The following is a 14,707-nucleotide window of genomic DNA, read 5'->3' as shown; positions in this document are numbered from 1 at the left end:
GTAGTGAGTACTCTCTCCCGTCGGAGATTTCCTCACTACTAATCTTAGTATGTTTTTGACCAGTCGAGTTCTTTCCCGCTCCCTCCCACTCATCTTTACCAAGCTCGTCCCTTGAGGTCAATATCTCCTTCTGGAAAATCTTTTTTGTCTTTCTTAGCCGATGCAATCATAATGGTAGTCGAGACCTGCCTGTGCTCCTTGCCTGTCAGCCGATCAATATGAGTCTCCATACGATTGATTCGATAAAATCCACAAGCCTCATAGTAAGGGACCACTTCTTCTCGGCAACCCAAATAAGAAAAATCAACTGCTAAAGTTTGCGTATTTTCCTCTAACAAGCGGAACATCATATCTCTCCCCAATCCTGTCCCACGAAATTCTGGCGCTATTAAAACTCCTCCAATTCCCGCAATAAGACACGCTTCAGCTCCTACAGAAATAGTACGATCCTGACTGCCCATATGACCCACCAAGTCCTCGCCTAGATAGGCTAACAAATGATAGTCTTGCGGCGCATAGCCATAGGGCTGCTTCAAATTCCACTCTCCGTAGTCATCTCTATATTCTCTATCAAACAAATGTTTGATTGCTTGAACCTGCTTAGCGGTCAAATCTTCTGTTGACGAAAATAGAAAATTCAGTTTTGTCATTTCTCTAACCTTTCCCAGATAACCACCTGTCCTTGTTTGAGGGACTGCTGGACATCAATAATGCGTTGGTTGGAAGAGCCTCGGAACTGCAACATAAGATTGCGTTTGCTTTTGTCATAGCGACCGTCTACGAGAATGTCCAACTGGCTGAGCAACTCCAGCTTGTCTGGCGTTTCCAACATCAATTCTTCCCATGTATAGCCTGTCCAGGACCAAATATCCTTGTCTGGTAATTCCATCCGAACTCGCTTGACGAGGGGGAGGACGGTCCCTGTATTGAGAAAGGGCTCACCGCCCAAGAGGGTCAGCCCCTGCACATAGGGCTGGGCCAGGTCTGCTAAAATGCGGTCTTCCAGCTCCTTGGTGTAGGGAATCCCGGCCTTGAAGGACCAGGTGGCAACATTGTAGCAACCGGGGCAGTGAAAGGGGCAGCCGCTGACATAAAGGGAACACCGCACGCCTTCACCGTCCACAAAGTTAAAGGCCTTGTAGTCCATAATCCGTCCCTGACTGAGTTCTTCGCTCTTCCACTCACCTGGCTTGGGATTGTTCCAAGTCTGTTCCGTCATAGCTGCCTCCTTCTCTTAGTCTATCCAGTAACGCTCTACTCCTTCTCGAACATCTTCTAGGCTACCACCACATACCACAATCGTTTTGCGACTAGCCTCATTGTCTGTCGAGCAGGTCACGAGAACCTTGGTGATATTTTTACTAGCCGCCTCCTGCAAACCAAGTCGAAGTTGTTCCTTGGCATAACCCTTTCCTCGCTCGGTCGGGCGAATGGAATATCCGATATGACCGCCTTTATTGAGCAGGAAATCGTTGAGCCGTAGGCGTAGACTGAGAAAACCAAGGGCTCGACCAGTCTGGTCAAATGACACATATTGAATGGAAGGAACAAAACCGTCTGGCAGATTGAGACCTGCCTCATAATCTTTGTTTCTCAAAATCCATTCTTCAAAGTCCACATCTTTGGAGATAAAGCCTCCGTCCATAGCTGAGCCTGCCGCTTCAAACTCTGCTAGCATATCCAAAATCGTATCCTTATCCGCTATAGTCGGTCTTCTTAATTCCATTTTAGTCTCCATATTGTCTTCTGAAAAAATCGCTGACGATGTCCGTATCCAGTCCTAAATCCTGCACAATTTCTGCCTTGTGGAAATCGTCATAGTTGTCCTTGCCGCTCCAGACAAAAGAATTGGTCACAATCTGATAGATTCTATCTGGCTCGACTGCTCTGCCATTGACCAAAAGATCCTCACCGCTTTGGACAATGCCCCACATTTGAGGGTGGAGGCCTGTCTTGAGGCTAGCCACTAAATCGCTACCCTTGATAGCGACCAAGAGCACACGCTTAGAAAAGGGCAGGACCTTGACCAAGTCCGAATAGTAAATCGGTCCCGCCGACAAGGAAGCCCGAATGCCGAAGCCGTTGATGACCGCTCCATCCGCCTGCAAGCCCAACTGACCAGCCCGCTCAAAAAGAGCCTGACAGATGACCGGGGCTAGACTGGACACGCCCTGACGAATGCTATCTCGCTCTCCGTCTAGTGCCTGAGGTAAAGTCGCTATCGGTTTGGAAAAAGCTGCGTCACGTTCCGATTTCATCTGGTCGATAATAGCCTTGACCGCCCTGTCTTCTTGGGTCAGTTTTTCCACCTCAATCAAATCATAGGCCAGGACCTCATGTTGCCCGTCTGCAAAACACCGCAGGGACAAATGACCGACAAAGCGACCGTATTGACCAGCTTGGCAAATGCTGACTTCACCAATCTGACTAGGTTGCTTTAGAATGGTATGGGTATGTCCGCCCAAAATCACGTTAAGCTCAGGGAAATCCTTAGCCAGATTCACATCTTCATCATAGCCCAGATGACTGAGCAAGACCAGATGAGCCTGAGGATTGGCCTTCATAATCTGGTCCACCAGACGTCGTAGAGCCTTCCGAGGATCCTCAAAAAGCACCTTTTCTGACGGCGAAGCAACCTCCTGGGTTTCCAAGGTGGTCAAACCTAAGACATACAAGGACTGCCCATTCATATCAAACTCGAGAACATCCTCAAGCGGAACCAATTCATCAGCCGCCTCCTCGTCACGGTAGCGGAGATTGGAGGACACGATTGGAAACTGAGCATAGTCATCCAAGCGACTGAGCAACTCATCTCCGTGGTCAAACTCGTGATTGCCCAAGGTCATTGCCTGGCAACCGATACGGTTCATCAACTCGATTTCCTTGATTCCTCGGTACATATTGAAAAAGATATTGCCCGAAAACAGATCCCCGCTGTCAAAGACAAAGGTCGGTACTCCCTCTTTTTCATTCCTAGCCCGAATATCCGCAATCAGCTGGGCTTTCTTTGGAAAATTCTCCATGTAAGAATGCATATCATTAGTATGGAGAATGCTGATATCTGTAAAGTCCATACTATTTTTTCTTATTCTTGGCTTGCTTGAGCAATTCCTGCACACGCGCCTTCTTGTCCTGCTTCACATTGGAATTCTTCTCGTGATAGCGTGCCACCAGGGCCTTGCCCTTATCGTCTAGTTGGTATTTTCCCATTGTTTTTTCTCCTTTTTATGTAGTCGTTCAGTTTACTTTTAGTACTCGCTTCAAAGGTTTGGGGAACCTTTGAAGACTGGAAATAGGGCGAACCGCGTTTGCCTCAAAAGCTGTATACAGATTGTGCAGTCTAGCAGACTATACAAGGCTGGAAATAAGACTTGTGAAAACGAGTTCAAATAATCGTGGATTATTTGAAGTTGGGAATAGGGAAACGAAGTTTCCTCATACGTCGACGTAATAAAAGATAAACTGGATGACGATGAAATAGCAGAGCTATTAAGTGTTTCCCCCTATTATAACAAACTTCCGTAGTTCCTCAAAACCACGGAAGCCCTCATGTCCTTCTTTATAAACTCGACCCGTTCATGTGTTTGACACGGGAAATAATTTCCTTGTGGCGGCCATTGACCATAGGTCTGGCCTGCGGATTGCCTAGGTAACCACAGGTCCGCTTGACAACATCAACTGTTTTTGGGTCGCTATTGCCACAGTTTGGACACTTGAAGCCACGCTCCGTTGGCTCAAAATCCCCTTCAAAATCACAGGCATAGCAATGGTCGATCGGGGTATTGGTCCCCAGATAGCCTACACGGTCATAGGCATAGTCCCAAACAGCCTCTAAGGCCCTTGGATTTTGTTGCAGTACAGGATATTCGCAGTAGTGGATAAAGCCACCGCTGGCACCCGCCTCCACATAGACCTTTTCAAAATCCAATTTTTCAAAGGGAGTCGGATTTTTCCGCACATCATAGTGGAAGGAATTGGTGTAATACTGCTTGTCGGTGATATTTTCGACCAGACCAAACTTCTCTGTATCCATACGGCAGAAACGGTCTGTCAGACTTTCCGATGGGGTCGAATAAACTGAGAAATGATAGCCATATTGGTCAGACCAAGCATCTGTCAATTCCTTCATTCGTTTGATAATGGTAATCGTAAAGTCCTTGGCTTCTGGATTATCCTCCCAGTGACCACCGTAGAAAACTGCCGCCACCTCATAAAGTCCGATATAGCCCAGCGAAATGGTTGCTCTGCGATTTTTGAAAACCTCATCCACCGCATCGGTCTTGGCCAGTCGCTTGCCAAAAGCCCCGTACTGATACAAAATCGGTGCATTGGCAGGGGTCGCCTCCTTGACCCGCTCCACACGGTAAACTAAGGCATCCTTGGCAATAGCCATGCGTTCTGCAAAAATATCCCAGAACTTGTCCATATCTCCTGCAGACTCCATGGCAATCCGTGGCAGATTGACGGTCACGACACCCAAGTTCATCCGCCCGGATGTCACATCCTGACCGTTTTCATCCTGCCAACCTTGTAAGAAGGAACGGCAACCCATTGGCACCTTGAAAGAACCTGTCAACTCGACAATCTTGTCATAAGACAGCATATCTGGGTACATCCGCTTGGTGGCACATTCCACCGCCAGCTGCTTGATGTCGTAGTTAGGGGAATCCGGCTCCAAGTTCAAACCTCGCTTAACTGTGAAAATCAACTTGGGAAAAATGGCCGTCCGACCTTCCCGTCCTAGACCCTTGATACGAATGTTCAAAATCGCCTTTTGAATTTCCCGTTCAAACCAGGAAGTTCCCAGACCAAAACCCAGTGAAGTAAAAGGCGTTTGACCGTTAGAGGTAAAGAGGGTATTGATTTCATACTCCAAGGACTGCATGGCATCGTAGATATCCTTTTGGGTCTTGGCACGGGCATAGTCTTCCTGCTTGTCTGGCAAAACCCAGTCTGCTGCCTCCTTCAAATGCTTCTGATAATTGAGTTCAGCATAAGGAGCTAGCACCTCATCAATGCGGTCCGCCGAACAGCCCCCGTACTGACTAGAGGACACATTGGCAATAATCTGCGAAATCTGTGCCGTAGCCGTCTGAATCGACTTAGGGCTTTCCACATCTGCATTCCCAATCTTAAAGCCCTGAGCCAACATCCCCTTGAAATCAATCAAACAACAGTTGGTCATGGGGGTATACGGGCTGTAATCTAAGTCGTGGTAATGAATGTCACCTTTTTGGTGGGCATTGGCCACATGGGCAGGCAGGAGCTTGAGACCGATAGACTTACCAACGATACCTGCCGTCAAATCCCGCTGGGTGTTGAAAACATCCGCATCCTTGTTGGCATTTTCATTGACCAAAGCCTGATCCTTGCTCAGCAGCTTGTGGATTTCAAAGTTAATATCCGTTGCCTGATGACGACGAAAATCCCGCTGGGTCCGGTACTGAATATACCGCTCTGCCAGCTCATACAAATGAGCCTTGAGCAACTCCTGCTCCACAATGGTCTGAATTTCATAAATCTGAATGTCGTCTGTAAAACGACGACCAATCTCTTGCAAGCTTGCCTTCAAAACCAGCTGTAGACCAGCCTCTGACACAGGGTGTTCCAACTCCTGATTGGCCCGCGAAAGAGCAGAAAAAATCTTTTGCTCATCAAAGGACACCGTCCGACCATCTCGTTTCAAGACGACTAAATTCAGTTTTTCTACATCATTTTCTCGCTTCTTCATCTGACTGGCCTCCATTTTTCACTGCTATTAGTGTAACATTTCACAAACCAGAAATCAATATCTTGTGCCAAAAAATATAAAAATAGCAAATTTACACTAAATATAGACTTCGTTTCTGAAAAACAAATGAAAACAAGAGCCTAATCTGACTCTTGTTTTCTGGTCCATAAAAAGTACAGGTTAATAGCACAGGCCACTAAAATCACAGCAGGCCAAAGCAAGTTGATGACAGGAATTCTGCCAACATTCACCGCAAGAAAGAGGATATTCCACACAACTCCCAAGCTATAGACAATCGTCAAAATAATTTTCATAAAACACTCCAACAAAATGATAGTGCTATTATACTACAAACGACCGTTAATGTCCTTGATTTGTTGCTCCATTTTCCGATGGTTTAGGAAAAATAGCAGAGCGTAGACCAAGATAAAGAGGAACCAGAAGAAGAGAAGGGCCTCAAGTTTCACGGGAAACCAACCAGCCAAAATGCCTAGAGGTGTAAAGCCTAAAGCCGTGAAACCAAAATGCGTTGCCGTCATCCGCAAAAGGCTCCAGTCCTGTTCAAAAATCTTGTCTGCCTGCTGAAACAAGAGGCCGATTGCCGCCCAAATGGCTACACAAATCAGCATGACGGTTACTTGACTAAAGTTGCTCAGGTAGTAAGCACCCATGGTTGAAAAGGGATTGAGCGGTAGATAGGTGCCTTGCCCGAAAACGGCTGATGTGATAATGGAGATAATGGTTCCGATAGCGATACCTAAACTGGCTGATAAGATGTATTTTTTCATAGTCCTAACCTTTCTTTGATAACTTTTAGATAGCGACGGGATGAATAGGTGACCGAGCCATTCTTCATGACCAGTTTGACCAGACCGTTGGCAGTCAGCTTGAGGTGGTCCAGTTGCTTGATGTGAATGATTTCCGACTGGGAGATTTGTAAGAAGTTTGCCGGCAAGTCCTCCTTAACCTGATACAAGCGTAGGTTGGAAGTATAGACATTTTCTACTGTTTCCACTTGCAAGAGCCTATCTTCTAGATATAGCCTGACAATCTCTTCATGCTCCAAAAGATATACCTGTTCCCCTTTTTTGACAGTTAGACTGGATCTCTGCTTATCCAAGTTTTGAATATAGGTCATCAAGTGACTAACCTGCTCAGACATAGCCTGTGCTTCAATAGTCACCAAATCTTCCAAAATTTCTGGTGAAATAGCTAGTTTTACTTTCATATTCTCTCCTTTCTCTTTCTGACCCTATTAAACACCATTTCTTTACAGGTTTCAAGGGCTTTTGGCTATGTGGTCGTTTTTCATCACTAAACGGCAAAAAAGCCAGAACAGCTGTTCTGACTTTCATTTTCTTATAGTTTTTTCTTCAACTCCACCACAGCCATCATGACTTCCATTGGAGTCATATTGTAGATGTCCAGTTTTTCTAATTCTTGAAGAACTGGGTGAGAAGAGGTATCTGCAAAGAGGTCGATTTGACCAGACGGTTCTGCCACCACTGATGGAGCTGGGTGAGCTGGTGCAGTGGGAGCTTGGTTTTCAAGCGTCTGCAAAATCCTATCCGCCCGCTCTAGTAACTCCTCTGGCATTCCCGCAATCTTAGCCACATGAATCCCGTAGGACTTGTCGGCTGGACCTTGGGCAATCTTGTGGAGGAAGGTCACTTGTCCGTCCTCCTCCCAGGTCGATACGTGGACATTTTCAAGGCCTGACAGGGTCTGGCTGAGCTCGGTCAACTCGTGGTAGTGGGTAGCAAAGAGGGTCTTGGCCCCAATCTTGTCGTGGATGTACTCGATGATAGACTGGGCTAGAGCCATGCCATCGTAGGTGGCCGTCCCCCGCCCCAGCTCATCAAAGAGAATCAGCGACTGGTCTGTCGCCAGACGGACTGCCTTGTTGGCCTCCATCATCTCCACCATAAAGGTCGATTGACCGCTGACTAGGTCATCTGCCGCACCGATACGGGTGAAAATAGCGTCAAAGACTGGCAAGGTCGCCTGGTCTGCTGGTACATAGGAACCCATCTGAGCCAATATAACGATAACGGCCAGCTGACGCATATAGGTCGATTTACCACTCATGTTAGGCCCTGTAATCAGCTGCATGGTCGTCGCCTGATCCAGCTGAACAGAGTTGGGAATATAGGTCTGCTTGCCCATGACCTTCTCTACGACCGCGTGCCGTCCACGCTCAATGTCCAACAGCTTATCCGCATTGAAACTTGGACAGACCCAGTGCTGCTGCTCCGCCACAACTGCAAAGGCCTGCAAAACATCAATGGTTGCAATGGTCCGAGCCAACTTCTGCAAGCGACCGATATACTTCTCAACCTCTTGGCGAATCCGCATGAAAATCTCGTACTCCAAGTTAGACGACTTGTCACGCGCCTCCAACATCTGCCCTTCGATCTTAGACAACTCTTCCGTTCCATAGCGCTCCGAGTTTTTCAAGGTCGCCTTACGAAAGAAGTGACTTGGTACATTGGCCAGATTGGAATTGGTCACATGGAAGTAGTAACCATCTTTTTTATTATAATCAATCTTAAGATTGTTGATGCCAGACGCTTCACGCTCCTTGGCCTCAATCTCCGCAATCCAGCCCGCACCCTCACGCATGACCAGACGATACTGGTCCAAGGTCTCATCAAAGCCCGTGCGGATGATGTTCCCATCTGTAATAGCTCCTTGGGCTTCTGGGTCAATAGCAGAGCTGATCAAAGCGTGCAGTTCTGGGATTGGGTCCAGACCAGCTACCAAGCTAGTCAGAGCAGGCTGGTCCATTTGTTGCAGGATATTTTTGATAGCAGGGACATTTCCCAAAGTCTGAGAGAGCTGCAAGAGATCCTTGGGCAAGGTCTTACCAAAGGATACCCGACTGGCCAAGCGTTCGATGTCATAGACACCTTTTAGAGCCTCCACCAAGTCACTCCGCTCAAAGAAGTAATCCAGAAAAACTTGCACAACAGCCTGCCGACTTTCAATCCGCTTGAGGTCAATCAGTGGTCTGTCAATCCAAGCCCGCAAAAGCCGCATACCCATAGCTGTCTTGGTTTCATCCAACAACCAGTACAAGCTACCGTGCTTCTTGCCTGTCCGACCGTTTTCAAGCAAGTCTAGACTGGACTTGGTTGCATAGTCCATTTGCAGATAGTCCTTGATTTCGTAGTGGACCACCTTCTGCAAGTGGCTCAAATCCCGCATCTGTGTCCGGTGCAGGTAGCTGAGGAGTTTGCCTGCTGCGGCCTTTTCCAAGTCTGTCAGAGAGTTGTCAATCAGCTGAACATCTTCCGTCATCTCATCCTCAAAAGAGAGTAGGAGGTTCATCTGGTTCGAAAAGACCTGCTCTTCTTCCTCAGACAGAGCATAGCCAATGACCACTTCACGTGCCCGCAGGTTACGGATTTCACCGCAGAGGCTGGTAAAATCATCTAGGCTGGTCACGAAAAACTGACCTGTTGACACATCCATGTAAGAAAGAGCAAATTGTACACCCTGACGATCAACGGTAACTAGATAGTTGCTGTCGGATCCCATCTTGGTAGAATCCATGACCGTACCAGGTGTGATGACCTGCACCACTTCCCGCTTGACCACACCGACTGCCTGCTTAGGATCCTCCATCTGCTCAGCAATCGCCACCTTATGTCCCAGTTCAACAAGTGTATCAATGTACTGCTGGGCCGCATGATAGGGAACGCCTGCCATGGGAATGGGATTTTCCGCATTTTTGTTCCGACTGGTCAAGGATAGTTCCAAAATCTGTGCAGCCTCTACCGCATCTTCATAAAATAATTCATAAAAGTCGCCCATACGAAAGAGCAAAAAAGCATCTGGATAGTTGGCCTTAATATCCAGATACTGCTGCATTCCAGGGGAAATTTTCTCTACTGTCATCAACCTTCTCTCACTCTATTTCTGATTTTGTTTTTCCTTACAAAAAGCTTTTGATTTCTGCTTCAACCTTTTGGGCCGCAGCCTCATCTCGACAGATAACCAAGAGGGTATCCGCACCTGCCAGCGTTCCCAAAATTTCCTCCGGCTTTTCTGCATCGATAATATTAGCCATGAGGGCCGCTTCTCCTAGGTCCGAATGCAGAACCAAGATAAAACTCGCCCGCTCAACCTTGTAGGCATATTGGGCCAACAATTCAACGAAATTCACTCCCTCTTCTTCAATCACTAAAGAATAGAAGGAACGACCATTCTCATGAATTTTGATGACACCCAATTCACGCAAATCACGAGACAAGGTTGTCTGAGTTACAATAATCCCCTGACCCTCAAGCCTTTTCTGAATATCCGTTTGGCGTCCAATCTTCTCTTGATGAATCATGTTTTTTATCAATTCATGTCGCCCTGCTTTATTCATCATCTTACCTCAGAATGTATATTTATAAAAATATTATAACACTTTTCACCGCTATTGACCTAGAAATGTGATAAAATAGAATCAATAACGTTGGAGGAAATCCTATATGAATCAAAAACAAGTGATTGCAGAAAGACTAGCTGCCATCCTTCCTAGTTTGGAAGTAGAAGCTATCTACAATCTGCTAGAAAAACCGAAATCATCAGAAATGGGTGACATCGCCTTCCCTGCCTTCTCACTTGCCAAAGTAGAACGAAAGGCTCCACAGGCTATCGCCGCAGACATCGTTGAAAAACTAGACACTACTGGCTTTGAAAAGGTTGTAGCTACCGGCCCTTACGTCAACTTCTTCTTGGACAAGGCTGCTATCTCCCACCAAGTCTTGACAGATGTTATTACTGAAAAAGACCAATACGGTAAACTCAACATTGGTCAAGGACGCAATGTAACCATCGACATGTCTAGTCCAAACATTGCCAAACCATTCTCAGTTGGACATTTGCGCTCAACCGTTATCGGTGATGCCCTTGCTAACATCCACGAAAAGCTTGGCTACAAACCAATCCGCATCAACCACTTGGGTGACTGGGGTAAACAATTTGGTATGTTGATTGTTGCCTACAAACTTTGGGGTGACAAGGCTGCGGTCGAAGCAGACCCAATTTCAGAACTCCTCAAACTCTATGTGCGTATCAACGCTGAAGCGGAAGAAAAGCCTGAGTTAGACGACGAAGCACGTCAATGGTTCAAAAAATTGGAAGATGGCGATCCAGAAGCACACGAGCTATGGCAATGGTTCCGTGATGAAAGCTTGGTCGAATTCAACCGCATTTACGACAAACTCGGCGTAACTTTCGACAGCTATAATGGCGAAGCCTTCTACAACGATAAAATGGACGAAGGTATCCAAATCTTAGAAGAAAAAGGACTTCTTCAAGAGTCTAAAGGCGCGAGAATCGTTGACCTTGAAAGCTACAATCTGCCACCAGCCCTCATCATGAAAACAGATGGTGCAACCCTCTACATCACGCGCGATATGGCAACAGCTATGTACCGCAAGCGCACCTATGACTTCGTGAAAAGCATCTATGTCGTTGGTCAGGAGCAAATCAACCACTTCAAACAACTCAAGGCTGTCTTGAAAGAAATGGATTTCGACTGGAGCGACGATATGACCCACATCACCTTCGGTCTAGTGACCAAGGACAAGAAAAAGCTCTCTACTCGTAAAGGAAACATCATCCTGCTCGAACCAACACTTGACGAAGCTATTTCACGCGCCCTGACTCAAATCGAAGCTAAAAACCCTGACCTTGAAAACAAGGAAGAAGTGGCACACGCAGTTGGTGTAGGCGCTGTTAAGTTCTACGACCTCAAGACCGACCGTGACAACGGCTACGACTTCGACTTGGAAGCTATGGTTTCCTTCGAGGGTGAAACAGGTCCTTATGTACAATACGCATACGCCCGTATCCAGTCTATCCTGCGCAAAGCAAACTTTGTACCAAGCGCAGAAAATGACTACAAACTAGCTGACGCAGAAAGCTGGGAAATCATCAAGCACATCCAAAACTTCTCAAACCTTGTTGAACGTGCCGGTGATAAATTTGACCCATCACTTATCGCCAAATACGCTATCAACCTAGCTCAAGCCTTCAACAAGTACTACGCACACACGCGTATCTTGGATGAAAACCCAGAGCGTGACAGCCGCTTGGCACTTGCCTACGCAACTGGTGTCGTCCTAAAAGAAGCCCTTCGCCTCCTCGGCGTAAAAGCTCCAGAAAAAATGTAATACTAAACTATCCTCAATCCTATTGGTTGAGGACTTTTTATCATCAGCGACAAAAAAATTCTCAAAAATTATCAGACAAGTGCGAATAGATGTAGCGAGGGGGAATAACCCTCTACAAAAAAAATCATCAAAGGAGTCTGAATGACAAAAACATCACTTACAGCAAACCAACCTCGTTTTTCTATCCGCACTTATTCTCTCGGTGCCGCTTCTGTCCTACTAGCCTATGCCTGTCTAGCAGCTGGACCAGTAGCCCATGCCAACACAGGCACAAACACCAATACAAGTACAAACTTAAGGACCGTCCAGGCCTCGACAAGTAGTTCTACAGGACAGGAAATACCTACGCAAATCACTCAGCCAACTACCCCACAAACAGGAACTAAGCAAACAACCACAAGCACTACAACTAGCCCAAGCAACTCTGGGAAAACTGACCAAACTTCTCACGAAAAGATTGAAACAGGAACAAGCATATCAGCTGGTCAACAGACACAGCTGGCTATTCCTGAAACTAATCAAGCTAAGACAGCAAGTTCCCCACAAGCAACACCTACAACTAGGGACAACCAGACATCGACTGTCCCTGCAAGCAGTAGCCATCCCCAGACAAGTACGCCAGCAACAAGTAGCTTTGCCATTTCCCAAAAAACAAACACCACCAGAACCCGACTGACTACCCAAACTCGTACTGCCAGCACACGTTCCAGCTCCACCAGTGCCTTGGGGGATGATTATCCTTATACAGCGGTTGACGCTATTGACCCCTGGAGGCTCTACACCCGTCAATGTACTTCTTTTGTAGCCTTTCGCCTCAGCAAAGTCAATGGATTCGAAATTCCACCTGCCTATGGTAATGCTGACGTCTGGGGAAGCAGAGCCCGTCAGGAAGGATACCGTGTCGACATGACCCCCGCAGTCGGTGCAGTAGCCTGGTGGACCTCTCCTATGCACGTTGCCTGGGTATCTAGCATCCAAGGTGACATGGTTGAAATTGAAGAATACAACTACGGTACTAGATACACCTACAATCGCCGTCTGATCCATAAGAACTCTGTCAGTGGCTACATTCACTTCAAGGACCTAGCTGGCTCTCCTGTCAGTCAGACCAGTCCTGCACCTACTCAGACGCACACATCTGGCTTAGCAAACAGTGGTACCTATACCTTTACCAAGCAAGCACCAATTAAAAATGAAGCCAAACAATCTAGCACAACCTTAGATTACTATTATGCTGGTGAGAGCGTACGCTACGACAGAGTTCTAACAGCTGATGGCTACCAGTGGATTAGCTACCTCAGCTATAGTGGTCAAAGACGCTACATTCCTATCAAGGAAATCCACTCAAATTCCACTTCCACAACCGTTGATAAATCCCAAGGAAAGGTAAATATCACCAATATCAATCAAACAAACGGCAGTTTTGATGTAATTATCAGCAATGTCAAATCTCCAAAAACAATTAAAACTGTATCTATTCCAATTTGGTCAGACAAAGATGGGCAAGATGACATTATCTGGTATGCTGCTCAGCGACAAAGCGATGGCAGTTACAAGGTCTCAGTCCAAGCAAGTAAGCATAAAGGTGACCGAGGTCTCTACCACATCCATGTCTATTACACAGATTCCCCTAACCAACTCGAATTCATTACTGGAACTACAACCCAACTAACAGCAATATCTCAACAAACCAATCAAACAAACAGTAATTTACCAGCATCGGGTACCTATTATTTCAGGAGCAAAGCCATTGTCCGCAATCGCCCTAGCCAGTCCGCAAGTGAAATCACCTACTACGGTGCTGGTTCTTCTGTCCGCTATGACCGGGTTGTCACAGCCGAAGGCCGTCAATGGATCAGCTATGTCAGCTATTCAGGAGCCCGTCGCTACATTGCCATTCCATAAATCAAAAGAAACTGCAGGGTCCATGCGAACCATGCAGTTTTTTGGATGATTAAATATCGGTAGAATTGATAGCTGTACTTGGCTGTTCCTTTGGCTTACGCAGATGGAAGAAAATGGTCACACCAAAGTAAATGGCAAATAGGACAATGTTAAGGATGTAAGCCCCTAGCATACCTGCCGCTGTCACATCACGCACGCCTGCATCTGAGTAGAGGTTGGCAATCCCTTTACTTGCTAGGTAGTTATAGGTATTCAGCAACAAGGTCGAAAATAGATAGCCAATGTAAAGATAGGAAGCTAACTCATTTTTCTTCATGAATAGGAAAACAATGACCGCAATCAATAGACCAAACAGGACTAGGGCTGCAATCTTTTGAAGAATACTATTCTGAAGATTGGCTGTTTCGCGCGAAACAAGAATTAACTCTTCCACATCAATCCCAACAGCTCCCTGCATAGCTGTGCGAACTTGCTCCTCGTTAAAAGTCGAAACAAAGGCATTGAACAGCCTTAAAATACAGGCCATACTGGATAGTATCACAAAAATATATAAATGAATCGGTCTTTTCATATAAGCACCTCCTAATTTTAGTCTTATTCTACTCCAAAAAACATGCTTTGTCAATGTGATTTTGTGAACAAGTTGAAATATATATATTAAAATGCTATAATAAAGAAAAGTAGCACGGAGGAAAAGTAATGAAACATTTCAAAAAATACTACTGGCAATACTGTTTCCTATATCTGCTCTTCTATTTACTAGCAAAACTCTTTTTTCCTAGTTTAGCGGCTATAATAATTACTATCGGCTCCTGGTCTTTAGTCGCCATGCTAGCCTACACCATCTACTACTGGATTAGCTACTGGCTCTACGTCCGTAAGCAGAAGAAATAAGAAGAAT

Annotated in this window: 15 protein-coding genes; 3 read left to right on the top strand and 12 right to left on the bottom strand. The window is 46.2% G+C overall.

Annotation, left to right across the window (positions count from 1 at the left end; genetic code table 11):
• Positions 1–95: 95 nt before the first annotated feature.
• From ACEE44_RS07175 to argR, 11 genes are all read right to left on the bottom strand, one after another.
• A complete protein-coding gene (locus tag ACEE44_RS07175; RefSeq protein ID WP_449171771.1) occupies positions 96–650 on the bottom strand; it encodes a GNAT family N-acetyltransferase in 555 nt (184 codons plus the stop codon).
• Positions 647–1,219 carry an anaerobic ribonucleoside-triphosphate reductase activating protein gene (gene nrdG, locus ACEE44_RS07170; RefSeq protein ID WP_449171770.1) on the bottom strand — a complete coding sequence of 191 codons (573 nt, stop codon included), beginning with the start codon at positions 1,217–1,219 and terminating at the stop codon, positions 647–649. The genes ACEE44_RS07175 and nrdG overlap by 4 nt, the downstream gene beginning before the upstream one ends.
• 15 nt (positions 1,220–1,234) lie before the next feature.
• Positions 1,235–1,726, bottom strand: a complete 492-nt coding sequence (locus ACEE44_RS07165; RefSeq protein ID WP_449171769.1) for a GNAT family N-acetyltransferase — start codon at positions 1,724–1,726, stop codon at positions 1,235–1,237.
• A gap of 1 nt (position 1,727) precedes the next feature.
• Complete coding sequence (locus ACEE44_RS07160) at positions 1,728–3,074, bottom strand: bifunctional metallophosphatase/5'-nucleotidase (RefSeq protein WP_449171768.1); 1,347 nt, start codon at positions 3,072–3,074, stop codon at positions 1,728–1,730.
• Between the two features lies 1 nt (position 3,075).
• Complete coding sequence (locus tag ACEE44_RS07155) at positions 3,076–3,210, bottom strand: hypothetical protein (protein ID WP_014638808.1); 135 nt, start codon at positions 3,208–3,210, stop codon at positions 3,076–3,078.
• A gap of 349 nt (positions 3,211–3,559) precedes the next feature.
• Complete coding sequence (gene nrdD / locus ACEE44_RS07150) at positions 3,560–5,731, bottom strand: anaerobic ribonucleoside-triphosphate reductase (RefSeq protein ID WP_449171767.1); 2,172 nt, start codon at positions 5,729–5,731, stop codon at positions 3,560–3,562.
• 140 nt (positions 5,732–5,871) lie between these two features.
• On the bottom strand, positions 5,872–6,045 hold the full coding sequence (locus ACEE44_RS07145) for a hypothetical protein (RefSeq protein WP_029179621.1): 174 nt from the start codon (positions 6,043–6,045) through the stop codon (positions 5,872–5,874).
• Between the two features lie 33 nt (positions 6,046–6,078).
• Positions 6,079–6,519, bottom strand: a complete 441-nt coding sequence (locus tag ACEE44_RS07140) for a DUF3021 domain-containing protein (RefSeq protein WP_449171766.1) — start codon at positions 6,517–6,519, stop codon at positions 6,079–6,081.
• Positions 6,516–6,959 (bottom strand): LytTR family DNA-binding domain-containing protein, encoded by a 444-nt coding sequence (locus tag ACEE44_RS07135; RefSeq protein ID WP_449171765.1) that lies wholly within the window; start codon positions 6,957–6,959, stop codon positions 6,516–6,518. Before ACEE44_RS07135 ends, ACEE44_RS07140 begins: the two co-directional genes overlap by 4 nt.
• Positions 6,960–7,090: 131 nt before the next feature.
• Complete coding sequence (gene mutS, locus ACEE44_RS07130; RefSeq protein ID WP_449171764.1) at positions 7,091–9,631, bottom strand: DNA mismatch repair protein MutS; 2,541 nt, start codon at positions 9,629–9,631, stop codon at positions 7,091–7,093.
• A 37-nt stretch (positions 9,632–9,668) separates the two neighbouring features.
• Positions 9,669–10,106 carry an arginine repressor gene (argR, locus tag ACEE44_RS07125; protein ID WP_449171774.1) on the bottom strand — a complete coding sequence of 146 codons (438 nt, stop codon included), beginning with the start codon at positions 10,104–10,106 and terminating at the stop codon, positions 9,669–9,671.
• A gap of 106 nt (positions 10,107–10,212) precedes the next feature.
• Between argR and argS the strand changes: the two genes are divergently transcribed.
• Together argS and ACEE44_RS07115 are read left to right on the top strand one after the other, a co-directional pair.
• Entirely contained in the window at positions 10,213–11,901 is a 1,689-nt protein-coding gene (gene argS, locus ACEE44_RS07120) for an arginine--tRNA ligase (RefSeq protein ID WP_449171763.1), read from the top strand.
• Positions 11,902–12,042: 141 nt separating this feature from the next.
• Positions 12,043–13,806 carry an SH3 domain-containing protein gene (locus ACEE44_RS07115; RefSeq protein ID WP_449171762.1) on the top strand — a complete coding sequence of 588 codons (1,764 nt, stop codon included), beginning with the start codon at positions 12,043–12,045 and terminating at the stop codon, positions 13,804–13,806.
• A 49-nt stretch (positions 13,807–13,855) separates the two neighbouring features.
• Here the strand turns inward: ACEE44_RS07115 and ACEE44_RS07110 are convergent, their stop codons facing one another.
• Positions 13,856–14,377 (bottom strand): ABC transporter permease, encoded by a 522-nt coding sequence (locus ACEE44_RS07110; protein ID WP_449171761.1) that lies wholly within the window; start codon positions 14,375–14,377, stop codon positions 13,856–13,858.
• Positions 14,378–14,505: 128 nt separating this feature from the next.
• Between ACEE44_RS07110 and ACEE44_RS07105 the strand changes: the two genes are divergently transcribed.
• Positions 14,506–14,700, top strand: coding sequence for a hypothetical protein (locus tag ACEE44_RS07105; RefSeq protein ID WP_449171760.1), 195 nt, complete (start codon positions 14,506–14,508; stop codon positions 14,698–14,700).
• Positions 14,701–14,707: the final 7 nt, after the last annotated feature.

The organism is Streptococcus sp. 32226D021BW, assembly GCF_053545015.1.
Note: the sequence above shows the minus strand (reverse complement) of the source record. Positions and strands in the feature narration are given on the sequence as shown.